At 65.1% G+C, this 22,269-nt stretch carries 18 protein-coding genes; 4 read left to right on the plus strand and 14 right to left on the minus strand.

The genetic code is table 11. The features are described from left to right. The first annotated feature begins 191 nt into the window (after positions 1 to 191). On the plus strand, positions 192 to 860 hold the full coding sequence (locus tag K1X11_RS19565) for a response regulator (RefSeq protein ID WP_221029567.1): 669 nt from the start codon (positions 192 to 194) through the stop codon (positions 858 to 860). A gap of 52 nt (positions 861 to 912) precedes the next feature. Here the strand turns inward: K1X11_RS19565 and K1X11_RS19570 are convergent, their stop codons facing one another. Next, a complete protein-coding gene (locus tag K1X11_RS19570; RefSeq protein ID WP_221029566.1) occupies positions 913 to 1,719 on the minus strand; it encodes a PhzF family phenazine biosynthesis protein in 807 nt (268 codons plus the stop codon). A gap of 255 nt (positions 1,720 to 1,974) precedes the next feature. Between K1X11_RS19570 and K1X11_RS19575 the strand changes: the two genes are divergently transcribed. Beyond that, complete coding sequence (locus K1X11_RS19575) at positions 1,975 to 5,406, plus strand: PAS domain S-box protein (protein ID WP_221029565.1); 3,432 nt, start codon at positions 1,975 to 1,977, stop codon at positions 5,404 to 5,406. A 66-nt stretch (positions 5,407 to 5,472) separates the two neighbouring features. On the opposite strand, the gene K1X11_RS19580 is transcribed toward K1X11_RS19575, so the two are convergent. The 3 genes from K1X11_RS19580 to K1X11_RS19590 all read right to left on the minus strand — a co-directional run bounded on the left by K1X11_RS19580 (position 5,473) and on the right by K1X11_RS19590 (position 10,056). Continuing rightward, on the minus strand, positions 5,473 to 6,534 hold the full coding sequence (locus tag K1X11_RS19580) for a Gfo/Idh/MocA family protein (RefSeq protein WP_221029564.1): 1,062 nt from the start codon (positions 6,532 to 6,534) through the stop codon (positions 5,473 to 5,475). Positions 6,535 to 6,693: 159 nt separating this feature from the next. Next, entirely contained in the window at positions 6,694 to 7,431 is a 738-nt protein-coding gene (locus tag K1X11_RS19585) for a sugar phosphate isomerase/epimerase family protein (RefSeq protein ID WP_221029563.1), read from the minus strand. Positions 7,432 to 7,482: 51 nt separating this feature from the next. Then, on the minus strand, positions 7,483 to 10,056 hold the full coding sequence (locus K1X11_RS19590; RefSeq protein ID WP_221029562.1) for a circularly permuted type 2 ATP-grasp protein: 2,574 nt from the start codon (positions 10,054 to 10,056) through the stop codon (positions 7,483 to 7,485). A 141-nt stretch (positions 10,057 to 10,197) separates the two neighbouring features. Here K1X11_RS19590 and K1X11_RS19595 point away from each other — a divergent pair, with 141 nt between their 5' ends. Then, positions 10,198 to 11,841, plus strand: a complete 1,644-nt coding sequence (locus K1X11_RS19595; protein WP_221029561.1) for a DEAD/DEAH box helicase — start codon at positions 10,198 to 10,200, stop codon at positions 11,839 to 11,841. A 176-nt stretch (positions 11,842 to 12,017) separates the two neighbouring features. Here the strand turns inward: K1X11_RS19595 and K1X11_RS19600 are convergent, their stop codons facing one another. From K1X11_RS19600 to K1X11_RS19620, 5 genes are all read right to left on the minus strand, one after another. Beyond that, the gene (locus K1X11_RS19600; protein ID WP_221029560.1) at positions 12,018 to 12,551 is read right to left on the minus strand and encodes a hypothetical protein; all 534 of its coding nucleotides are present in this window, start codon (positions 12,549 to 12,551) and stop codon (positions 12,018 to 12,020) included. A 148-nt stretch (positions 12,552 to 12,699) separates the two neighbouring features. Next, the gene (locus K1X11_RS19605) at positions 12,700 to 13,857 is read right to left on the minus strand and encodes a hypothetical protein (protein WP_221029559.1); all 1,158 of its coding nucleotides are present in this window, start codon (positions 13,855 to 13,857) and stop codon (positions 12,700 to 12,702) included. Between the two features lie 241 nt (positions 13,858 to 14,098). Then, the gene (locus K1X11_RS19610) at positions 14,099 to 15,268 is read right to left on the minus strand and encodes a Gfo/Idh/MocA family protein (protein ID WP_221029558.1); all 1,170 of its coding nucleotides are present in this window, start codon (positions 15,266 to 15,268) and stop codon (positions 14,099 to 14,101) included. Between the two features lie 128 nt (positions 15,269 to 15,396). Next, positions 15,397 to 16,479: a Gfo/Idh/MocA family protein gene (locus K1X11_RS19615; protein ID WP_221029557.1), complete on the minus strand. Its 1,083-nt coding sequence runs from the start codon at positions 16,477 to 16,479 to the stop codon at positions 15,397 to 15,399. Positions 16,480 to 16,570: 91 nt separating this feature from the next. Then, positions 16,571 to 17,602 carry a sugar phosphate isomerase/epimerase family protein gene (locus tag K1X11_RS19620; RefSeq protein ID WP_221029556.1) on the minus strand — a complete coding sequence of 344 codons (1,032 nt, stop codon included), beginning with the start codon at positions 17,600 to 17,602 and terminating at the stop codon, positions 16,571 to 16,573. A 298-nt stretch (positions 17,603 to 17,900) separates the two neighbouring features. On the opposite strand from K1X11_RS19620, the gene K1X11_RS19625 reads away from it, so the two are divergent. Continuing rightward, positions 17,901 to 18,629 (plus strand): energy transducer TonB, encoded by a 729-nt coding sequence (locus K1X11_RS19625; RefSeq protein ID WP_221029555.1) that lies wholly within the window; start codon positions 17,901 to 17,903, stop codon positions 18,627 to 18,629. A gap of 2 nt (positions 18,630 to 18,631) precedes the next feature. Here the strand turns inward: K1X11_RS19625 and K1X11_RS19630 are convergent, their stop codons facing one another. The 5 genes from K1X11_RS19630 to K1X11_RS19650 form a co-directional block, all read right to left on the minus strand. Beyond that, positions 18,632 to 19,219, minus strand: a complete 588-nt coding sequence (locus K1X11_RS19630; RefSeq protein WP_221029554.1) for an RNA polymerase sigma factor — start codon at positions 19,217 to 19,219, stop codon at positions 18,632 to 18,634. 37 nt (positions 19,220 to 19,256) lie between these two features. Next, positions 19,257 to 19,730 (minus strand): hypothetical protein, encoded by a 474-nt coding sequence (locus tag K1X11_RS19635; RefSeq protein ID WP_221029553.1) that lies wholly within the window; start codon positions 19,728 to 19,730, stop codon positions 19,257 to 19,259. Next, positions 19,727 to 20,080, minus strand: coding sequence for a hypothetical protein (locus K1X11_RS19640; protein WP_221029552.1), 354 nt, complete (start codon positions 20,078 to 20,080; stop codon positions 19,727 to 19,729). Before K1X11_RS19640 ends, K1X11_RS19635 begins: the two co-directional genes overlap by 4 nt. A 132-nt stretch (positions 20,081 to 20,212) precedes the next feature. Further along, the gene (locus K1X11_RS19645; RefSeq protein ID WP_225919266.1) at positions 20,213 to 21,592 is read right to left on the minus strand and encodes a DUF1343 domain-containing protein; all 1,380 of its coding nucleotides are present in this window, start codon (positions 21,590 to 21,592) and stop codon (positions 20,213 to 20,215) included. 10 nt (positions 21,593 to 21,602) lie between these two features. Then, a complete protein-coding gene (locus tag K1X11_RS19650; protein WP_221029551.1) occupies positions 21,603 to 22,265 on the minus strand; it encodes a DUF2062 domain-containing protein in 663 nt (220 codons plus the stop codon). Positions 22,266 to 22,269: the final 4 nt, after the last annotated feature.

Consider the following 22,269-nt stretch of genomic DNA (forward strand, 5'->3'; position numbering starts at 1 on the left):
AGAGGGAGCAAAGAGGCGTGGTCCAAGGGTAACGGACAGAGTTGGGGGCGGCCCAGTAGCAGTCGTTTGCAGTCTTGACCGTTACAGTTGGTCGGTTGGCCGCCTTGCAGCCATACAATTTTTGTTCACCGCGGAGGTGAGACCGCGCTTGCGCAAGATTACGTATCCCCCCTATCAATAACCCCGCCTCCATGAGCGACGACGTTACAGAAGTCCCCGATTCTCCCCGTGTTATCCTCATCGAAGATGAGACGGTCTTTCGCCAACTCCTAAAGAGAGCGCTGGAAAAACGGAAGGGATGGAAGGATGTGGAAGACTTCTCCGACGGGGCGGCGGGATTGGCCGCGTGTTTGGAGAGTCCGCCGGATCTGTTGCTGGTCGATTTGCACCTGCCGGGTAAGCACGGTTTGGAGATCGTGCGGGAGTTGCGGCAGAAGACGCCGGATGTGCGCATCCTGGTGCTCACCGCGCATGCGGAGCCGAAGCTGCCGTCGCAGCTGATGGGGTTGGGCGTAGGGGGCTACGTTGATAAGACGGCGCCGTTGGCCTACGTGATTCAGGCCATTGATACGGTCATGGCCGGTGGAATGTTTTTTGCGTCCCACGTGCAGGCGGAGAGTGGCCCGGTCGCGGGAGGCGGTTTGCCGCCGGCGAGTGCCGCGCTGCCGTCTGTTCTGTCGGCGCGGGAATTGGAAGTCGCCCGTTTGGTGGCGGCGGGACGCTCCTCCAAGGAGATCGCGTCCGACCTCGATTTGAGCACCCGCACGGTCGAAAAGCACCGCGCCAACATCATGGAAAAGCTGGGCGTGCGCGAAGTCGCCAGCCTGGTGCGTTGGGTGCTGCAGAACGGGCTGGGTTGAGGGATTTTTGATTTTTGATTCGGGATTCTCGATTGGGTGCGGGGGGCGCTGATCACGGGAGCGTGATATTGCCGCGCAGGTAGGTGACGGCTTGGCCGGCGAGGCCGACGCGGTCGTCGCGCAGGTGGCACCAGAGTTCACCGCCACGGGCCGAGGTTTGGCGGGCGTGGAGGCTGTTTTGGCCTAACTTTGCGGCCCAATAGGGCACGAGCGTGCAGTGGGCGGAGCCGGTCACGGGGTCTTCATTGATGCCGGCGCGGGGGGCGAAAAAGCGCGAGACGAAGTCACAGTCGTCGCCGGGCGCGGTGACGATGACGGCAAAGGTGTCGCAGGCGGCGAGGCGGACGAAGTCGGGTTGCACGGCAGCGACGGCGGCTTGATCGGGCAGGACCACCACGTGATCGCGGGCGGCGCCGATCCACTCCGCGGATGGCAAGCCGAGTGCGGCCAGCAGGGCGGTGGCGGCGGGAGTGGTGGGATCTAGCGCGACCGAGGGACGGGCGGGGAAGTCGAGTTCCAAGCGGCCGTGGGTTTGGCGGGTCACGGTGAGTGCGCCGCTGGCGGTGCGGAAGGTGATTTGGGGGCCCACGGTGGCGAGCTCGTGGGTCAACACGTGAGCGGTGGCGAGGGTGGCGTGGCCGCAGAGATCGACCTCGGTGGCGGGCGTGAACCAGCGCAGGTCATAGTGGTCGGCGGCGGTGCGCACGCAGAAGGCCGTTTCGGAGAGCCCGTGTTGCCACGCCATGCGTTGGAGTTGGTCATCGGGCAGCCAGTGGGGCAGGGGAACGATGGCGGCGGGGTTGCCGCCGAAGGGATGGGAGGTGAAAGCGTCGACCCAATAGAACGGTAACTCGAGCATGGAACCGAGCACAGGGCGGGGCGCACGGCGCCGCAAGGCGAGGATGGGGTGTGCTGGTCGCCGAAGTGCTGTATTGCACGTCAGTTGCGGCAATTGGCCACTAAAGGAGTCTAATCATTTGCACCGGTGTTTGCGGGCTGGACAGCGCCCGGTGCGCCCCTTGGGTAGGTATTTCTACTGGGCATGTTATTGGCGTCGCTTAGCCGCAAGATCGGTCGATTTTACGCTGCAGGGCTCCTCCTGTTTTCCGCAGGCATGAGCCTGGCCCAACCTTCGCCGGATGGTGTGGCGGAGTCGACGCGAGTTGAACTGATCCTGACCGGGGAACCGGGCTTCCGCCAAGCGGGCTATTATGCGGCCCTGTGGAAGGGGTATTTTGCCGAGGCGGATTTGGACGTCGTGCTGCGGTATGCGGAAGAGGGCGAGGTGGTCGTGGACACGGTGTTGGTGGAGCCGGGGGTGTATGCGATCGGTGGGGAGGCATTCTTTGAGGCGCGGATGCGGGAGCTGCCGGTGGTGCTGTTGGCGGCGATCCAACAGGAAACCCCGCAGGCGTTGCGGTTGCGCGGCGACGGGGGACGAGGGGAGCGCGCCAGTTTGCTCGATCTGGCCGGGTCGGGAATCGCTTTGCGGCCGGGGGCGGAGTCGGCGCCGTTGCGGCGGATGTTGCGGCGCATGGGCGCGGGGGAAACTCAGGCCACTTGGTTGGATTGGCCGGATGGCACGGAGCCACCGACCGCCGCGCAGTGGGTGCAAGGGGATGTCTTTGAGGGCGACCTGGCGTGGGTGCGGCCGGCGGATCAAGGCGTGGTGGCGTTTTACGGTGACAGTCTTTTTGCGAGTGAAGCCGAGCTGGCCTATCATCCGCAGCGAGTAACAGCCTTGCGGGCCGCGGTGCTGCGTGGCTGGCGTAGTGCGTTGTCGGATACGGGGGGAATGATTGAGGAGATCATGCGCCACTCGAACGAAATCGGTTTGGAGCGGTCGCGGGCGAGTTTGTGGTATGAGGCCGAGATCGCGCGGGGCCTGATCAAGCCCGCCACGGTGGAGCTGGGCCAGGCGGAGACCGCGCGGGTGCAGGAGATCGGTCATGCCATGGTGGAATTGGGTTTGGTCGATGCGGCGTGGAACCTGCAGAACTTTCTCTATCGGCCGCCGGGCAGCGGGTTGCCGCGCTGGGTGTATGGCATCGGCATCGGCCTGGTGTTGGCGACGCTGGTGGCGCTGGGCGTGATCTGGTTTAACGTGCGGTTGCAGCGTCGGGTGCACGACAGCACGCGTCGTCTGCGCGAGTCGCAGGAACGTTATCGGGAGATGCTGCAGCACGCGCCGGTGGCGATCGTGGAGGAGGATTACAGCGGGGTGGTGGAGTGGATCCGGGAACGCCGCACGGAGGGGGTGACCGATCTGGCTGCATGGTTGGATACGCACCCGGAGGATGTGACCCGGCAGTATGAAAAAGTCTCGGCGGTGCGGGCGAATCGCGCGGCGCTGGAGCTGGTGGGGGTGGAGGATGTGGCTTCGTATGCGCGCTGTTTGGCGGCGAACAGCAATGAGAGTCTGCAGGTCGCTTTTCGAGAGGAACTGCTGGCGTTGTGGCGGGGGGATTTGGATGTGCAGGTGGAGATGTCCTTTGTGCGTGCCGACGGCACGCGCGGGCATGGACTGTTGCAGTGGACGGTGCCGATGGTGGGCGGCAAACCGGACTTCAGCCGCGTGTTGGTGGTGGTGACGGAGTTGACCGATTTGCGCCGGGCGGAAGACAAACTGCGCACCAGCGAGGAGCGTTTCCGCACCTTGTTTGAGAGCGCCATCGAGGGCGTATATGAGTCGACGCCGGAGGATGGTTTTGTGGCGGTCAATCCCGCCTTTGCCCGCATGCTGGCCTGTCGTTCACCGGAGGCCTTGTTGACCTGGGCGCGGGAGATCGGCGTGGGCAACCTGTATGTGGAACCGGGTCGCCGTCATGCCTTTTTGACGGCGTTGTCCGAAAGCGATGCGGTGCTGGATTTTGAGTCGGAGATCGAATGTGCCGATGGTTCCCACAAGTGGATCTCGGAGAACGTGCGGGCGGTGCGCGATGGGAAGGGCCGTCTGATGGGATTGCAGGGATTTGTCTCGGACATTTCGGACCGGAAGCGGTTTGAGCGCGAGTTGGGCGAGGAGCGCGAGCGTCTTTCGGTGACCCTGCGGGCCATGGCGGAGGGCGTGATCTCGACCGATGAGCGGGGCGTGGTCACCTTTGTGAACGAAGCGGCCGAAGCGCTCACCGGGTGGGCGGAAGGCGCGGCCATCGGGCGGCGTTTGGGTGAAGTTTGCGTGTTGCGCCAGGAACGCACGCGAGCCGACGTGCCGGTGCCCTTTGATGCAGCCATGCGCAGTGCGACGGTGGTGGAGCTGCCGCGCTCGACCCAACTCGTCAACCGGGCCGGCGTGCCGCACCTGGTCGAGGGGCGCTGTGCGCCGATCCACGATGCGCGCAGTCGGCCGGTGGGCGTGGTGCTGGTGTTGCGTGACGTGACCGAGCGGGCGCGGCACGAGGCGGAGATGCAGCGCACGACCAAACTCGAATCGCTCGGCGTGCTGGCTGGTGGCATCGCGCACGACTTCAACAACCTGCTCACGGTGGTGCTCGGCAACCTGCATCTCGCGCGGCGGCGCTGCGAGGAGCTGCCCGATGCCTCCCGCTGGTTGAAGGACGCCGACCTGGCGGCGGAGAAGGCGCAGGGACTCACCCAGCAGCTGCTCACCTTCTCCAAGGGCGGCAACCCGCTGCGCTCGGCCGTGCGCCTCACCGAGGTGGTGCGCGAGGCGATCACCTTTGCCCTGCATGGTTCCAAGGTGCGCAGTGAAACGGACTTTCCCGAGCGCTTGTGGTCGGCGGACGTGGACCGCGCGCAGATTGGCCAGGTGGTGCAGAATCTGGTGCTCAACGCGGTGCAGGCCATGCCCGAGGGCGGTGTAGTTAAAACTTCACTACGCAACCATCGTGACGCGGGGGACCCGGTGCGATCGATCGCGGCTGGCGACTACCTGCAGTTGGAGATAACGGACAATGGATCGGGCATTCCGCCGGAGCATCTCGGCCGCATCTTCGATCCGTATTTCACCACTAAAAAAACGGGTAGCGGACTCGGTCTGGCCTCGGTGTATTCGATCATCAAACGCCACGCGGGCCACATCGACGTCTCCTCGGAGCTGGGTGAAGGCACGCGTTTCCGCATCCTGTTGCCGGCCTTGCCGGCCTCGCGCAGCAGCGTCGCCCGCGAGACGCAGGCAGAGCCCACCAAGCTCCAGGGCCGGGTGCTGTTTATGGATGACGAAGAAAACATCCGGCGCATGGCGGAAACCCTCATCGGTATGTTGGGTCTGCGCGTGACCACCGTCGAACGGGGCGAGGATGTGGTGCAGCAGTATTTTGAAGCCAAGGAAGCGGGCGATCCCTACGACGTGGTGATGATGGACCTGACCGTGCCGGGGGCGATGGGCGGTAAGGAGGCGATGGATGAACTGCTCAAACTCGATGCCAAGGTGAAGGCCATCGTTTCGAGCGGTTACTCCACCGATCCGGTGCTCTCCAATTTTGCTGATTACGGTTTCACCGCCCGCGTGACCAAACCCTATCGCGCCGCCGACCTCGCGCGGGTGCTGCGCGAAGTGTTGGAAGGCGAAGCGATGGTGGAGTGACCGGAGGGCCGTCCGGCCGGGAGGAAGTGCCGAGGCTGGAAGCCTCGGCCACAACCTGGTCGCCACTTATTTGATACGGACTTCGCGGCCGGTGGCGGCGGACTGGTAGATGCCGTCGAGGATCTTTTGCACGGCCAGGGATTGGGCGGGCGTGACGTAGGGCTCGGCCTTGCCGAGGAGCACGTCGATGAAGTGGACCATGCGGTTCTCGTGCACCAGCGGGGTGGAGGCGGCGACCTCCTCGGTGATGTAACCCTGTTTGCCGGGGCGGATGAGGCGCAGCGGGTTGAGCATGATGCCGGCGTCGGTGCCGAAGACTTGCGAGGTGAAGAAGTCGTGCTGCGGCAGGTGGGCCGCCCAGGAGGCCTCGAGCAGCACGGTGCGGCCGCTCTTGAGTTTGATGAGTGCGACGGAAAGGTCGTCGACGTCGAAGGTGGCCTTCTTGTCGATCTCGCCCTTGCCCCATTTGCCTTCACCGCGACCGAGCGGGCCGAGTTTGGAGAAGGTCTGACCGGAGACCGCGGCGGCGTCGAATTCGCCCATGAGGAACAACGCACGGTCGAGGGCGTGCACGCCGATGTCGTAGGTGCAGCCGCCGCCGGCGAATTGTTTTTGGGTGAACCAGGAACCGATGCGGGGGATGCCGCTGCGGCGGGTCCAGGCGGTCTTGGCGTGGTAAACGTCGCCGAGTTTGCCGTCGGTGATGAGCTTGCGTGCGGTCTGCACCTCGGGGGAGAAGCGCATGTTCTGGCCGACCATGAGGCGGACGCGACGCTTCTTGGCCTCGGCGATTAACTTGGCGGCGTCCTTGGCGTTGGTCGCCATGGGCTTGTCGATCATGAGGTGCTTGCCGGCCTTGAGGGCTTCGAGACCGACGGAGGCGTGCAGGTAGTTGGGCAGGGCGACGGAAACGACGTCGATGTCGTCGCGCTTGAGCAGCTCGCGGTAGTCGGTGACGAGCGTCGGAATGTTATAGGTGTCGACGGCTTCCTGACCGCGCTCGGGCGAAACTTCGGCGAGGGCGGCGACGGTGGCCGCGGGGTGCTGTTGGAAGCTGCGAATGTGGTCGAGGCCGATGGCGCCGGCGCCGATCACGGCGACGTTGAAGGAAGATTTTTTCTTGGGCATCTGGAGAGGGGAGGGATTTTCGATTTTGGATTCTCGATTTTGGATTGGGGCGGACCGAGAGGCAGGGTGAGCGCGAGCAAGCTCGCGGCCTACATGGTGGGGGCGAAGCCTGGATTAGGATTTAGTGATTGGGATTTAGGATTTCCCGCGCCGCGGGCCCTATGCTTGTCCCCAGGTCTTGAGTTGCTCGAGGGAGAGGCGGACGGATTCGAGCGGGTCGTGGTTGTATTTTTCCACTTCGATCACGTTCCACTGCACGGCGCCGATTTCGGCGGTGGCGGCGAAGATCGGGGCGAAGTCGACGGGGCCGCTGCCGATTTCCTTTTCGTCCTTCACGTGCAGGAGGCTGATGCGGCGGCCTTGCTCGCGGATGAATTCCACGGGGTCTTTGCCGCCTTTGTGGACCCAATAGACGTCGGCCTGGCAGCCGAGGTTGGCGGGGCTGGCTTCGTCGAGAATCCAATCGAAGACGCGGCGACCCTCGACCTCCTTCATTTCCCAATCGTGGTTGTGGAAGTGGAGTTTGAAGCCGAGCGGGCGGAGGCGGGCACCGAGCTCGTTGAGCTCCGCGCCGATCTGGCGGCAGGCGGCGGCGCTGCGGTAGTGGGCGGCGGGCCAGGAGGGCACGATGAGATCGGTCGCGCCGCAGAGCAGGGCCTCGTCGACGACCTTGTTGAAGTCGGCCCGGAAGAGGCGGATGTTGAGGTGCATGCCGGAGACGACGAGGCCGGCATCGGCAATGGCTTTGGCGGCATCGGCGGGCTCGAGGTTGCCGAAGCCGGCGGTTTCGACGCCTTGGTAGCCCATCTTGGCGACCGCGGCGACGGTGCCGGCGAAGTCTTGCTGCGTGTGCTGGCGAACGGACCAGAGCTGGAGGGAAGTGCGGGGTTTGGCCATAAGGTTGAAAAGCTGAGAGGTTGGCGTCTCGCGGGTCAACGGCCGGGGTCTTCAGTCCTGTTCGGTCGGCGTTGAATGTGAACGTGAACGCTCGGCGTCGAAGGCGAGTTCGATCTGGTGGGAGTCGGTGGCGAGGCGGGCCTGGTGGCTGAAGTAGCGGTCGCTGAGCAGCTGGTCGAAATCGAGCAGGCGTTCGGTCGTGGTGTCGATCGCGGTGCGCAGCGAGGCGGCGGAGGTGTCGCGTTTGGCGGTGGGCGGCGGCGCGGTTTCGTCGTCCTCGGAGGCAGCGGCGAAGTGACGGCTGAGGTCGAACTCGCGCAACTGGTCGAGGATGGCGCCGAGCAAGGTCTCGGGTGCGGTCTCTTCGCTCTGGTCGGTGACGGAGCGGATGTAGGCGAGGCTGGCGCGGATCTGCGACAGGTTGTGCAGAATACTGCGGGGCGCCTCGGGCTGTTGGAGGAAGAGTTTGGCGACGAAGAGCGGTTGGCTGCGGGTGCGGAAGAGGCGGCGATAGGCGTCCTGCGAACCGAGCATGCGCAGGAGGGCGGAGAGCTCGGGGTTGTCGCGGTAGTGCAGGTGCGAATCGAGGGACGGTTCGTCGTTGAGGGAGTCGGCGGCGGCGACGAGCACGTGACGCAGGGTGGAGGTGGTGACGTGGGCGCGCTCGAGTTGTTGGCCGATTTGCAGGAAGTGCCAACCGACGTCGTGCAGCATGGTGCGCGAGGCGGCGCCGAGGCAGGCGTTGACCTCATCGAGCACGGCGGTGATGGCCTGACCGGCGGCGCGAGCGCGTTGCGAACGGGCGCGGCGGGAGCGGCCGGTGGTGTCGGGTTGGGCGGCGAGTTCGCGCAGGGTTTCGTCGAGGCGAGTGAGCACGCTGCCGGCCTCGGGGCTCACGTAGTCGCGGAGCTGACGGGCGTTGTGGGCGGCGGCGGTGACACTGTTGATGAGCGAGCTGGGGTGGTTGCGGCCGAGGGTCATGCGCCACAACAGGTCGTCGGTGAAGGTGGCGGTGGGGTTGGTGCGGGCGTTGATCTTGAGGTCGGAATGACCGGTGGCCTCGAGCAGGCCGCGCCAGAGCGGCAACCAGCGACGGCGGTCGGATGCGGAGATTTCCTCGAGGGCCACGTCGTCGAGGATGTGGAGCATGCGCGCGGTGGATTCGGCGCGCTCCAGGTAGCGACCCAGCCAGAAAAGGGATTCGGCGGCGCGGGAGCTGGGCAGGGTGGACTCGGCGTCGATGACGACGTTGGTCTCAAAGTCGGAGAGGCTGCCGGCAGTCTCGGCATCGCCGGTGAGCACGATGACATCGGCGCAGGGACCGACGCTGTCGCGCGGGTAGGGGCCGCGACCGATATTGATGATGCCGCCGGGCAGGACGGCGATGTCGTTGCCGCGGGCGAGGGTGAAGGCGCTGAAGCGGAAGGGCGTGTTGCGCTTGGCGGCGTGGGGCAGCGGGACGGATTCGAGGGTGGGTTGGGCGACCCAGGCGTGCGGCTGCTCACGCAGGAGGCGGGGCAGGGCGTTGTCCTTGATGCGCAGCGGCGCGCGGTCGGGCTGGCCGAAGCGCGGGGAGTGGGTGGGCTTCAGGTGCAGCGACTCGGCTTGGTCGATGATGGCATCGATCTGGTCGGTGTCGGAGCAGATGTAGGTCGGCGCGGAGGGCAGGAGCAGGCGCTCGCCGAAGTAGTAGCGGGCGAGGCGCGGCCAGTAGGCGTTGAGGGCGCGGTTTTCGGCGACACCGGCGCCGATGGCGTTGGCGACGACGACGTTGCCGGCGCGAATGCACTGCATGAGGCCGGGGATGCCGGCGGATTCGAAGTCGGTCGAGAAGACGACCGGGTCGATGTAGGCGTCGTTGAGGCGGCGGTAGATGACGTCGACGCGTTCGAGGCCGGCGACGGTTTTGAAATACACGTGGTTGTCGAGGACCAGCAGGTCGTCGCCCTGGGCGAGCCGCAGACCCATCTTGCGGGCGAGGAAGGAGTGCTCCGAGTAGAACGGGTAACGCGGGCCGGCGGAGAGGAAGACCATCGACGGGCGGGTGCGGCCAGCCGGGGCGAGGCTGCGCAGGGTGTCGACGAGTTTGAGCGGAAAGTTGATGACCGAACGGTAGTCGGGCAGGGCGCGGTAGAAGTCGCCCACCTCCTGGGTGAGGAAACGGCGGTTCTGGACGGCGTAGCTGAGGCCGACGGGGGCATTGGTGTGGACGTCGGTGAAATGCCAGCCGTTGGCGGTCTTCACCAAGTCGAAGCGAATGAGGGTAGCTGGGGACGTGCGCTCGGGTTGGAGGCCGTGAGACGGGCGGCGGAAGTAGGGATCGGCGAGGGTGATCTCGGGCGGGACGAGTTCCTCTTTGAGGGCGCGTTGCTCGTGGTAGAGGTCGGCGAGGAAGGTGTTGATGAGCCGGGCGCGCTGCTGGATGGCGGCCTCGAGGACCTTCCACTCATCGGGCTGGATAATGAGCGGGGTGGGCTCCAGCTCCCAGAAGGCGCGGTCGGCATCGCGGTCGGAGGGGAACAGATCGGTCAGCCCGGCGTCGCGCACGGAGAGTTTCAGCCGGTTGCGCAGGGCGCGCAATTGGGCGGGCGACGGATAGGGAAGCGTTCGGGAGCGCGGAGACACGATGGCGTAAAGGCGGAGTAGAGTGGCAAGCGGGGGCCGGATTCAAGCGTGGGCTTGCGGGCATTTTCCGCACCCCGGGAAGGGGCAATCTCCGTGGTTGCCAACGCAAGGGAATCGCGAAGGCTCTTTCGCTCACACATTATGTTTAAGAAGATTATTGCGGCGTTGCGCGGCACCAAGGCCAGCGCGTCCGATGCGCCGGCCCCCCAGAAGGGCAAATCCCCCTCCTCCTCCAAATCCTCCGCCCCCTCCGGCGAGCGCAAGCCGCGCTCCGAGGGCACTCAGGGCGATGCACCCAAGCGCAAGCGCGGCAACCGCGGTGGTCGCGGTGAAGGCGCTCCCGCCGGCGATGGCGACCAGCAGGGTCAAGGTCAGCGTGAAGGCGGCCGGGGTCGTGGTCGCGGCCGGGGTGGTCGCGGTGGCCGGGATGGCGATCGCGGCGAGAAGCGTGGCGGTGGTCGTGAGGGTCGGGGCGGTCGCGGTGGTCGCGGGCGCGGCGAAGGCCGGCGCGAACGTCCGGAACGCGACGATTTTGAGCATCCGCGCAGCGAGCCGATCAAGCCGGTGACGCCGATCGATATTCCCGCGCAGGATACGGAATTTTCCAAACTGGGCCTCAACGATGCGCTGGCCTACTCGGTGGCCGAGAAGGGCTACGAGTCCCCGACCCCGATCCAGGCGCAGGCGATCCCGCAGGTGCTGGCCGGTCGCGACGTGATCGGTTCGGCGCAGACCGGCACCGGCAAGACGGCGGCTTTTGCGTTGCCCATCCTGCAACGTCTCGGGGCGCATGGCAAAATGCGCTGCCTCGTGCTCGAGCCGACCCGCGAGCTCGCGCTGCAGGTGGAGGAAGCGTTCCAGATGTATTCCAAATACACCGACCTCACCACGACGATCGTGTATGGTGGTGTTGGATACGGCAAGCAGCGCGAGGACCTGCGCCGCGGCGTGGACGTCTGCGCCGCGACCCCGGGGCGTCTGCTCGACCTCTTGGAGGACGGTTCCACCCACCTCAACGACATCGAGATCGTGGTGCTCGACGAGGTCGACCGCATGCTCGATATGGGCTTCCTGCCCGACGTGCGCCGCATCGTCGAAAAGTGCCCGCGCTCGCGTCAGACCTTGTTCTTCACCGCCACCCTGCCGCCTGAGATCGCCTCGCTGGCGGACTGGGCGCTGACCAATCCGGTGGAGGTGAAGATCGGTGTGCAGCGCAAGCCGGCCGAGACGGTGTCCCACGCGTTTTATCCGGTGGTGGCTCCGCAGAAGTTCAGTCTGCTGCTTGAGCTGATGAAGCGCACCGATTTCAAGAGTGTGATCGTCTTCACCCGCACCCGCATGGGCGCGGACCGCATTGCGCGGCAGTTGAAGAAGGAAGACCATACCGTCGGCGTGTTGCACTCGGACCGCAGTCAGCGTGAGCGCGTGGAAGCGTTGCAGGGCTTCAAGTCGGGCAAATTCGAAGTGCTGGTGGCGACCGACATCGCCGCGCGTGGTTTGGACATCGCGGGCGTGTCGCACGTGATCAATTACGACGTGCCGGAGAACCCGGAAGACTACGTGCACCGCATCGGTCGCACGGGTCGTGCGCAGACCAGCGGTGACGCCTTCACCCTAGTGACCGAAGACGACGTGCGTTACGCGCGCTCGATCGAGCGTTTCATCGGTGCCGAAGTGGAGCGCAAGCGTATCGACGACTTCGACTACATCTACTCGGCCCTGTTTGACCCCAACGCTCAGCAGGCGGCCGCCCCGGCGGTGCGCAAGTCGCGCCTGCGCCGGTAAGGGGTGGAGGTGTCGGGCTTAGTGCCGGCTCCAGCCTAAGCCGGCATTGCGCGAGACGGCGGCTGAAGCCGCCGCTACGGCCGAGGGGCAGGCGTTAGCGCGAGTAAACTCGCGGCCTACAGTGCGGGGGCGGGAGCGGAATGTAGGCTGCGAGTTTACTCGCGCTGCGTTGCCGCTCAGGACACCGGGGTGACGGTGATGGCCGGAGTCTCGACGGATTCGTCGAGCTCGGGGAAGAGGGTGCGCAGGAGGGCGGGATTCTGCTGCAGGCCGGAGCCGTCGAGGTATTTCCAGTCCGACTCCCCCTTGGTGCGGATGGCGATCATGAAGGACTGGGTGCGGAGCTTCTGACCCTGCATCTCCATAATGGCGGTGCGGGGCACAAAACAAAGTTCGTAGTCGCCCGCCGGATACAGCTCACCGGGCTCACCGGTGGTGGATTCGACGAAGCGGATGCCGGTTTGCTTGAGCATGGCCAGGGCCTGCTCGGTGATCTGCGTAAACACCTCCTTGCTGCCGACCAGTTTGTAGATGCTGTCGTGGGTGTGCTCGATGAGGGCCGAGGCATCACCTTTTTCAAAGAGGGTGAACATCGAGTCGATGTCGGCTTTGATCTGCGCGGTTTCGTCGGCGGAGGGTTTGGCGGCCCAGGTGGTGAGAGAGAGCGCGCAGAGGGCGAGCGTGAGGAGTGAGCGACGAAGGTTTTTCATGGGGAATGGAGAGAGATGGATTGCGGGGGGGGCGGGGAGGGCGTGGCAAGCCAAGCCCCGACACGCGGGCATAAAAAACCGGACGCAGGACGCGTCCGGTTTTGGGACCGGAAGGCGAGCCGCCGAAGCGACATCGGCCGTGTCCGGCCTACTTTCCTCTGCCTTTGGCGGCGCCGGGCGGGCGCTGCTTGGCTCCGGTGATTTGGTCGATCAAGGCCCGTTGTTGGCCGGGATTGAGCTCGAGGATGGCGTTGACGAGGACTTGTAGTTTGGCGGGTTCGGATTCGCCAGGTAGAACGACGCCGAGGGCGCTTTCCAACTGCGTGCGCGTGTCGCCGGTTGCGGTCAGTTCGAGTCGCACGGCTGCCAGTTGAGCTTCGCTGGTGGCGAGCATTTCCAGGGTGGCGGCCAACTCCGCCTGGGCGGTTGCGAGATCGGTGTGGCATTGGGTCAACTCAGCGGCGGCGGCGTCGAGCGCGGCTTGTAAGGCGACGACGGCGTTTTCGAGGGCGGCGACGTTGGACGTCAGCGCCGCGTTGTCGGTTTCGAGGGCTTCGATCGTGGCGTCCAAGGTGGCGATCTCTGCATTGCTGGCGGCCAGCAGGGAGGTGGCCGTCGCCAAGGCGGCGGTGGTGTCGTCCAACTCGTTCTGCAAGCGGGCGGTGTTCGCCTCCAGTTCCGCGATTTGCGCCGCGTGAGCAGCCTGGATCAGGGCGTCTTCGCTGACCGCGGAGACCGTGAAGTCAGCGGTAATTTTTTGTTCGTATTCGACCCGAGGACTGGGGTCCCAGATCGTGATGTAGATGCTCGTGGGGGATGTGGTGAATTCGACCGGAGGCGAACCGTCGATGGGGATCTGGTCCGCGGTCGGTTCGAACTGGAAATTGAGATACAAAAAGCGATTGGCCGAATAGGTAACCAGTTCCATGAACTGACTCGACCAGATGAGCCGCATGTTGCTCGCGCGGTCCGGGGCGTCAGGGGTGTGAACGTAGGTGTAAATCGTCTGCCCGCTGGAGACATCTTTGACCACCAGCTTCGCGTCCGTGACTGCTTGGACGCTCCGGACCCCTCGGTATGCGCGTTCCGAGGGGTAGATTACGGAGGGACTCTCGGGATTGAAGGTTAGGGTGACGTCAAATTCGTAGGCGCCATCGATAAAGTGGGCGTGATACATGATGTTGGACGCCGAACTGAGGAGGGGGGAGATCAGGGCGAGTCCGAGCGACGCGAGTCGAACGGGGCGAAGAACGCGGTCAGGGCGAAGAGTCGCGAAGGCCGCAGCAATACGCTGCTGGATATTCATGACAACGACAGGGGATGGGGTGAAAATGATCGCACGTCGCGGTGCGCCTCATTCGGCCTCTCCGCTAGCGATAACGGAGTCAGTTGGCGATCTCTATCGCGATGGGAGGATGTAATTAGATCCTTATAAGATCCATAAGAGCAGTGGTTTGTGGGTTTTGGCTCGGCTGGGGGTTCCGCTGCAGACACAAAAAAACCGGACGCGGGGGGCGTCCGGTTTGGAGGAGAGGGGGGGAGGGGATTCAGACCTTCGGGAACTTGGTCCAGCGGGCGCCTTTTTGGGAGCTCTTCACGACGGTTTCGATGAAGAGCATGCCGGCGATGCCGTCGTCGACCGTGGGGAAGTCGTAGCCCTTCTTCGGCGGTTTGCGGCCCTTGATGGCGTCGGCAATGGCGTCGGAGGCGGCGAGGTAGACGTTGGCAAAGGCTTCGATGAATCCCTCCGGGTGAGCGAAGGGCGTGCGGGTCGCGCCTTGGGCGGCGGCACCGAGGTAACCGTTGCCGCGGCGATGCACCTGGGGCGGGGCGTCGGCGCGTTTGAAGATGAGCTCGTTGGGGTTTTCCTGATGCCACTCGAGTCCGCCCTTGGTGCCGTAGACGCGAATGTTGAGGTTGTTCTCATCGCCGTTGGAAATCTGCGAGGCGAAGAGGATGCCTTTCACGCCGTCGGAGAAACGGACGAGGCAGTTGCCGTCATCGTCGAGCGGGCGGCCCGGGATGAAGGTGGAAAGCTCGGCGCAGATCTCCTCGACCTCGAGCCCGGTGATATAGCGGGCGAGGTTGTGGGCGTGGGTGCCGATGTCGCCCATGCAGTTGGAGACGCCGGCGGTGGAGGGGTCCATGCGCCAGTTGGAGATGGCGCCGTCGCCCTTTTCCTCGATGGCGGTGATGGCGTAACCCTGCGGGTATTCGACGACGATCTTGAGCAGCCTGCCGAGTTTGCCCTGCTGCACCCAGTCGCGGGCTTCCTTCACCATTGGGTAGCCGGTGTAGTTGTGGGTGAGGGCGAAGACCTTGCCGGTCTTTTCGATGATCTTCTTGAGGGCGCGGCCTTCTTTGACGGTGAAGCAGAGCGGCTTGTCGCAGATGACGTGGATGCCAGCTTCGAGGAAGGTTTTGGCGACCGCAAAGTGGGTGTTGTTGCGCGTGACGATGGAAACGAAGTCGATGCGTTCGTCTTCCGGCAGCGCGGCTTCGGCGGCGGCCATTTCCGCGTAGGACGCGTAGACGCGTTTCGGGTCGAGGAAGAAGTCCTGACCGGAGAGTTTGGACTTCTTCGGGTCGGAGGAGAAGCAGCCGGCGACGAGTTCGATCTGGCCGTCGAGGTTGGCGGCCATGCGATGCACGGCGCCGATAAAGGCACCGCGGCCACCGCCGACCATGCCCATGCGGAGTTTGCGGTTAAGTTTCATAATTCAGGGGTGTTTTTTAACCACGGATGCACACGGATGGCTTCGCCTACCGGCTACGCTCTGCCGAGGGGCAACGCGAAACGGTAGTGGAGCGCATCCGTGTGCATCCGTGGTTAGATAAATCAGGTTCAGAGGGCGATGGGTTGGCCGGAGGCGGCGGAGGCGTAGGCGCCGTCGATGATCTTCATCAGCGAGAGGGCTTCGGCCGGGGTGTTGAGCGGGGCTTCTTCGCCGGTGAGGGTTTTGATGAAGTTGGCGGCGGAACGCTCGCGGCCCATCGTTTCGTCGGTGGCGACCTTTACGTCGCGGTTCACCTGCACGCCGTTTTCGGTGGTGTAGAGCTGGCAGGCGTCGATGGAGGTTTCATCGAGTCCGTCGACCCCGAAGAGGCGTCGCACCATGCCGCCGGCCTTGGAGCCTTGGAAAGTGCAGGAGCATTCTTCGCGCTCGTTCATCTCGGCCCAGGAGATCTGGAAGGAGAGGGACTGGCCGGTGGTGAAGGTGACAAATCCATGCGCGGCGGCTTCGACGTCGTTCACGCCCTTGGCGTTGTCGGGGATGCCCCACGGGCCCTTGAAGGCCTTGTCGTCGATGTGATCGTTGTAGGTGCGGGCGAGGATGTGCGCCGGCTCCGGGTAACCCATGAAGTGCAGGCCGAGGTCAACCATGTGCAGCAGGTCGATGAGCGGACCGCCACCGGCGAGGGCCTTGTTGGTGAACCAGCCGCCGAAACCAGGAATGCCGGCGCGGCGAATCCACTTGGCCTGGCAGGAGTTGATGGTGCCGATGGAACCGTCGTTCACGTAACCGCGCATGGCGTAGCTTTCGGGCCGGGCGCGGTTGTTGAAGTTGAACATGAGGGTCTTGCCGGCGGACTCGGCCGCAGCCTTGAGCTCCGCCATTTCAGTGGCGTTGAGCGCGGGCGGCTTTTCGCAGAAGACGTTCTTGCCGGCCTGCAGAGCCTGGAGCGCGAGCGGAGCGTGGAACTTGTTCGGCACGATGACGGAAACACCGTCGAGTTCGGGCAGGGCGCTGAGCATCTCGGCGACGTCGCCGAAGGTTTTGTCGATGCCGTGCTTGGCGGCGGTGGCCTGGGCGGCGGCGTGATTCACGTCGGCCATGGCGACGACATCGGCCCCGGCGGAGCGGAAGCCGTTGATATGATAGGCGGCCATGCCGCCGGCGCCGATGATGGCGATTTTTTTACTCATGGGGAAAGCGGTCAGCAGTCAGCGATCAGCCGTCAGCAATCAGGTCCCTGAGCAGGGCTGAAAGCTGAGTGCTGAAAGCCGATGGCTCAGTTTATTGGTTTTCCTTGTCGAAGGCGGCGTCGAAGGCGACGGCGCTCTTGGAGAAGTCGATCTGCTTGCAGAAGGCGGCGGATTCGGTGCCGCCCTGGACACGGTCCATGCGGATGTCTTCCCATTCGACGGAGAGCGGACCGGCGTAGCCGATGTCGTTGAGGGCGACGATGATCTCCTCGAAGTTGATGTCGCCGCGGCCGACGGAGCGGAAGTCCCAGAAGCGGCGCGGGTCGCCGAAGCCGGTGTGACCGCCGAAGACGCCGACGTCGCCGTTACCGTGATCCCACCAGACGTCCTTCATGTGCACGTGGTAGATGCGGTCGCTGAACTCGCGGAGGAACTTCACGTAGTCGACGCCCTGATACCCGAGGTGAGAGGGGTCGTAGTTGAAGCCGAAACGCTTGTGACCCTTGAGCGCCTCGAGGGCGGTGCGGGCGGAGGCGATATCGAACGCGATCTCGGTCGGGTGCACCTCGAGACCGAAGTTCACATTCACCTTGTCAAAGGCGTCCATGATCGGTCCGAAGCGCTTGGCGAAGTCGGCGAAACCGGCCTGCCAATACTCCATCGAGGTCGGCGGGAAAGCGTAGAGGGAGTGCCAGATGGAGGAGCCGGTGAAGCCGTTGACGGTGACGGCGGCGCCCTTCTCGGCACCGGGTTTGGCGTCGAAGAATTTGCGGGCGGCCTTGGCGGTTTTGATGAGTTGTTTGGCGGCGCGTTTACGCACGCCCTCGGGTTTGCCGTCGCCCCAGACCTCGGCGGAGAGGATGGCCTTGTGGCGCTCGTCGATGTTGTCGCAGATGGCCTGGCCGACGAGGTGGTTGGAGATGGAGAAGCAGGTCAGGCCGTGGTCGGCGAGCAGCTCCCATTTTTCCTTAATGTATTTGGCGTTGGCGGCATCGACATCGAAGTGGTCGCCCCAGCAGGCGAGTTCGAGGCCGTCGTAGCCCATCGACTTGGCGAGGGGCGCGAGTTCTTCGAGGGGGAGGTCGGCCCACTGGCCGGTGAAGAGGGTGACGGGTCTGGGCATGATGGGAGGAGGGTTGAGCACCGGCACCACGGCCGGCGAGGGAGGTAGCGGGTTGAGGGTTTTTGGGTGTGAAAAGCGTCCGCGGGGCGCGGAGGGAGGACCTTCATTCGCGCGGGCAAATGCTGCAACCTCGAATGGCTTAATGCGTTGGTGATTCGTTGAGTAAACGGCGGCGGCGAATGCGCCGGGCGGTGGTGGAACGGTTGAATAAATAGGCCCCTTGACTCGGCGTGGTGATGAAGGGATTGGCCTTGGCGCGGGTTTAGCCTAGTCCGATCCACGTTCTCCTCGTTCGCACATGTTTTGGCGTCGTCTCATCCCGTTGATTTGTCTGTTGGCCGCTCCGGTTGGAGCGGCGGAATTGGAGGGGGACCAACCGATCGAGGTGATCCCGGTGCAGCCGGAATACCCGCGGGAGGCGAAGCTGCGGCGCATGGATGGTTATGCGAGGGCGGTGATCGAAGTGGATGAGCAGGGGCAACTGGTCGACTACCTGATCGTCGAAGCGTCGCATGACTACTTCGTCGAGGGCGCGATCAACCTGATCAAACACTCGATCTATCGGCCGGCGATGGTGGACGGGCGACCGGTGCCGTTGCGGGCGGAGTTGCCGATCGAGTTCACGGTCGACGGCATCACCATCAACTCGGATTTCCAATCCATCGTGGACCTGTATTTGCAGGGTGGGCACGCCCGCGATCGGCAGACGGTTTTTCAGGCCACGCTGCAGGAGCTCGATGCCATCCCGGTGCCCATCGCGGTGGCGGCGCCGTCGTTTCCGAGTGAGTTGGCGCAACAGGGTATCGTGGGCAAAGTGGTGATCGATTTCTTCATCGATCAGGCGGGCAAAGTGCGCATGCCGGCGATCGCCGCCAAGGATCACGAACAGCTCGGCACACTGGCGCTGGAGGCGGTGCGCACCTGGCGCTTTGAGCCGCCGCTGCGCGACGGCCATCCGGTGATCGTGCGCGTGCGACAGGAGTTCATGTTCCGCGAAGGCGGCGTGGTGGCCCCGTCGACGCCGTAGTCTCAGTCGCTGAGGCGGGCGGTGAGCCGTTCGCGGAGTTTTTGGCGGGCGCGGTAGAGGCGGGTTTCCACGCCGCGCGGACTGCAGCCGACGATCTCGCCGATCTCGATGTAGCTGAGTCCGTCGAAATGATGCAGCAGCACGACACTTTTGAGGCGATGGGGCAGTTGATCGATGGCGGACACGAGGGCGTCGGCGCGGTCGTCGCGCTCGGCGGCGACCGCCGGATCGTGGGGTTGGGTGCTGATCGGTTGGGTGCCGGCCGGTTCACCGAGCTCGGTCATTTCCTCCCAACTGTCGCCGGGGTGGCGACGGCGCCAACGAAGTCGGTTACGGCAGAGGTTGGCGGTGGCGGTGAAGAGCCAGGCACCGAGACGCGTGTCGTCGCGCAGCCGCGGCGCGGCACGGTGCAGGCGAACAAAGGTTTCCATGGCGATCTCGTGCGCATCGGTGTTGTGCTGCAGGTAGCGCCAAGCAAAGGCATGCAAGCGCGTCGCCCAGCGATCCATCACGCGGCGCAGGGCGGCGGGATCGCCGCGACGCAGGTCGCTCAGATCGGCGAGATCGGGATCGTGCTCGGCCTCGGGCATTGCGTTGGGGTGGACGCGGCGGGCGAGGAGGTGGGGCTCAGGGGCGGCCGGTGTCGGCACCGGCGCCGGCACCTGGCGGGGCGGCGGCAGGGGCGACGAGGGCGAGGTAACGGAGGCGCTGGGTGGGCGACATCACGTCGGCGGTGGCTTCGATGAGCGACCGGGCGGATTGGTCGGCGGCGGCTTCAAGTTCGCGGCGTTCGGCGACGAAGCGGGCGAACTCGAGAAAGTCGACGCGGCCCTCGGATTTGCGGGTCTGCTCAAAGGCGGCGAACTCGGTCTCCATGCGGCCGATATCGAGCGCGAGCTGGCGGAGGCGCGAGGAGGAGCGGGCGTGGAGTTCAACCACGCGGGCGAATTGTTCGTCGGTCAATGAGAGGTCCTCGCGCATCCAGGCCAGTTGGCAATTCAGGTCACCGTCGCGGCAGCCGGCGCGGAGCGAGGTCCAGCCTTGGTAGGCGATGAGGCCGGCGATCACGCCGAGAAAGAGGACGAGGTAACCGCGGTTCATGGCCGGGCCTCCGGGGGCGTGGCGACAGGAGCCGGATCGACGCGCGGGTTGATGAGTTCGATGTAGCTGTTGACGACGCGGGCGTGGGTGCGGGCGCGCTCGGCATTGGCGTGCATCTCGGCGGCGAGCAGACCCACGAGGATGCAGCAGCAGACAAAGAGCGCGGCGGCGGCGGGTTGCGCGAAGGCGCGCTCGAGTCGGCGCCACCACGGCAGGGACGGAGCGTCGGCGTTGGCGACGGGGAGTTGCGCGAGGCGTTGCTGCACCTGCGCCTTGAAGTCGGCCGCCAGCGGAGGCGGCGACGGGTAGGCGTCGAAGAGGTCGTCGAGGGGATCAGGAGAGTCGGGCATGGCGGCGGGGGAGGACGATAACGCACGAAAGCGTGCGCGCGCGTTAAAGGTCCTGACGATTAACCCCGCGAAAGGCGAGAGTCCGCCATGAAAGGCGAGGGCAACTGCGGCGGTCGGCCCGGCGGTCCGACCCTACCGGTAGATCCAGTAGCGCTGGCTTTGGCGCTGGTATATGTCGGCTTGGCGGCGCCAGGTGGCGAGCCAGTGGTCGAGATCGATGTCGGCGCCGTCGCGTTTGATGGCGTTAAAGAAGGCCTCGGAGCCCATGTGTTTGATGAAGAGTCCGGCCTCGGAGTCCTTGGCGTCGGCAAACGGGTTGGTGGGCTCGAGCGCGCAGGCAAGACGCATGAGGTGGAAGTTCATTTCCACCGGATTCCATTGGGCCCAGTCGGCGACGCGCAGGTAGAGGCCCTCGGTGGGTTTGCCCTCGCGCGTGGTGGCGCGCACCCGTTGCACGGCGATGCCGGGCACGTTCATGGCGCGCAGCAAAGACTCGAGTTGATCGATGCGGGTGCCACGATGGGCGATGCCGCGGAAGGGATAATCGACGCCGACGCCGTGACTGAAGTCGCCGAGGTAGGTCCCGAGCCCCACCATCGGATAACCGACAACGGCGGCGAAGTCGGGGATCATGGGCGAGGTGGGCACCCATTTGAGTCCGGTCTCGGGCCAGCGCATGGCGCGCGTCCAACCGCGCATGGGGACGATGGTGAGTTTGCCGGCGTTGCGGGTGGCGTCGTCGAGGTCGAGCACACCCGGCGCGAAGCGGGACATGCGGGCGAGTTCGGCGATGGTGAGGCCATGCACGTAGGGCACGCGGAAGGCGCCCACGTAACTCTTCCACTGGGCGTCGAGCGGCGGACCGTCGACCTTGAGCCCGCCGAGAGGGTTGGGGCGGTCGAGCACGATGAACTCCACGCCCTGCTCAAAGCAGGCGGTCATGGCGAGGCGCATGCAGCTCACGTAGGTGTAGCTGCGGGTGCCGATGTCCTGCAGGTCGACGACGAGGGCATCGAGCCCTTCGAGCATCTTCGGGGTGGGTTTGCGGTATTTACCGTAGAGGGAAAAAACAGGCAGGCCGGTGCGAGGGTCGATGCGATCGTCGACGGGCACATTGGCTTTTTCGTCGCCGTAGATGCCGTGCTCGGGACCGAAGAGGGCAACGAGGTTTACGCCGGGTGCACGGCGCAGGACATCGACCGTGCTCTCGCCGCGGCGGTTGACGCCGGCGGGGTGGGTGAGCAGGCCGACGCGTTTGCCGCGGAGTTGTTCGAAGCGGTTGGCCTCCAGCACATCGATGCCGAGCATGACCGGATAGGCGCGTTGGGGCGTGGCGGGGTTGCTGGCCTGGGCGGCGGGCGGGGGCGTCGGTGCGGCGCGGGTGGCTCCGGCGGCGGCGGTATTGGCGCGGGGGGAAGGCCCGCCGGCGGCGCAGCCGACAAAGCCGGCGAGGAGGAGGCCGACGAGCGGCAGGAGGGAGAACCAGGGGCGGGAGTGGGAGCGTCCGAACATGCGTCGCGGCTCACTCTGCGGGGGGCACGGGAGGGGTCGAGTCGGAATGGCGTTTGCGTTCGGCCACCTTCACGCGATGGGCCTCGGCCTGGGCGACGCCGTTGCGCCAGATGATGTCCAGAATGAGGCCGAGCAGCGCGCCGGCGATCACGCCGCCGAGCACGAGAGAGTTGAACGTGGTGCCGAGCGTTTGGGTCCAAGCGAGCTCATCGGGACCGTGCAGATCGAGTCCGCCGGTCTGCTCGAGCGGGACACCCGCGTCGCCGGGCACGACCTCGGTGCTGACGCCAAAACCGGACTGGAGGATGATCCAGTGGCCGAGTTGGTAGGTGCCGTAGTAGAGCGGCGCGGCGGTGAATGGGTTGGTGATGAACTGCAGGCCGACGAGGATCATCACGTTGCTGCGCAGGAGCAGAGCGAGGGCAAAGGCCACCGGGACCTGCACGCCCATGATGGGCAACAAGGCCGCGATCGCGCCGGCGTAGAGGGCAGGGCGCACGTGCTCCTTGCGGAAGGACCAGAGGTAGGCGCGTTTACGAGCAACGTCGGCGAAACGGCCGATCACCGGGTAGCGGTGAAAGCGGGCGCGGCGCGGCGTGTAACGCAGCAAGGCCTTGACCCGGCGAATGCGGGCCCAGCGGCGTTTGCGGTGCTCATGATGATCGTGGTCCACAGCG

Origin of the sequence: Actomonas aquatica (assembly GCF_019679435.2) — a bacterium.
Taxonomy (GTDB): domain Bacteria; phylum Verrucomicrobiota; class Verrucomicrobiia; order Opitutales; family Opitutaceae; genus Actomonas; species Actomonas aquatica.

Bases quoted from the DNA above. Each gene is read 5' to 3' on its own strand.
- K1X11_RS19565 (WP_221029567.1), top strand. From the start codon at position 192: ATGAGCGACGACGTTACAGAAGTCCCCGATTCTCCCCGTGTTATCCTC.
- K1X11_RS19570 (WP_221029566.1), bottom strand. From the start codon at position 1,719: ATGCTCGAGTTACCGTTCTATTGGGTCGACGCTTTCACCTCCCATCCC.
- K1X11_RS19575 (WP_221029565.1), top strand. From the start codon at position 1,975: ATGAGCCTGGCCCAACCTTCGCCGGATGGTGTGGCGGAGTCGACGCGA.
- K1X11_RS19580 (WP_221029564.1), bottom strand. From the start codon at position 6,534: ATGCCCAAGAAAAAATCTTCCTTCAACGTCGCCGTGATCGGCGCCGGC.
- K1X11_RS19585 (WP_221029563.1), bottom strand. From the start codon at position 7,431: ATGGCCAAACCCCGCACTTCCCTCCAGCTCTGGTCCGTTCGCCAGCAC.
- K1X11_RS19595 (WP_221029561.1), top strand. From the start codon at position 10,198: ATGTTTAAGAAGATTATTGCGGCGTTGCGCGGCACCAAGGCCAGCGCG.
- K1X11_RS19600 (WP_221029560.1), bottom strand. From the start codon at position 12,551: ATGAAAAACCTTCGTCGCTCACTCCTCACGCTCGCCCTCTGCGCGCTC.
- K1X11_RS19605 (WP_221029559.1), bottom strand. From the start codon at position 13,857: ATGAATATCCAGCAGCGTATTGCTGCGGCCTTCGCGACTCTTCGCCCT.
- K1X11_RS19610 (WP_221029558.1), bottom strand. From the start codon at position 15,268: ATGAAACTTAACCGCAAACTCCGCATGGGCATGGTCGGCGGTGGCCGC.
- K1X11_RS19615 (WP_221029557.1), bottom strand. From the start codon at position 16,479: ATGAGTAAAAAAATCGCCATCATCGGCGCCGGCGGCATGGCCGCCTAT.
- K1X11_RS19620 (WP_221029556.1), bottom strand. From the start codon at position 17,602: ATGCCCAGACCCGTCACCCTCTTCACCGGCCAGTGGGCCGACCTCCCC.
- K1X11_RS19625 (WP_221029555.1), top strand. From the start codon at position 17,901: ATGTTTTGGCGTCGTCTCATCCCGTTGATTTGTCTGTTGGCCGCTCCG.
- K1X11_RS19630 (WP_221029554.1), bottom strand. From the start codon at position 19,219: ATGCCCGAGGCCGAGCACGATCCCGATCTCGCCGATCTGAGCGACCTG.
- K1X11_RS19635 (WP_221029553.1), bottom strand. From the start codon at position 19,730: ATGAACCGCGGTTACCTCGTCCTCTTTCTCGGCGTGATCGCCGGCCTC.
- K1X11_RS19640 (WP_221029552.1), bottom strand. From the start codon at position 20,080: ATGCCCGACTCTCCTGATCCCCTCGACGACCTCTTCGACGCCTACCCG.
- K1X11_RS19645 (WP_225919266.1), bottom strand. From the start codon at position 21,592: ATGTTCGGACGCTCCCACTCCCGCCCCTGGTTCTCCCTCCTGCCGCTC.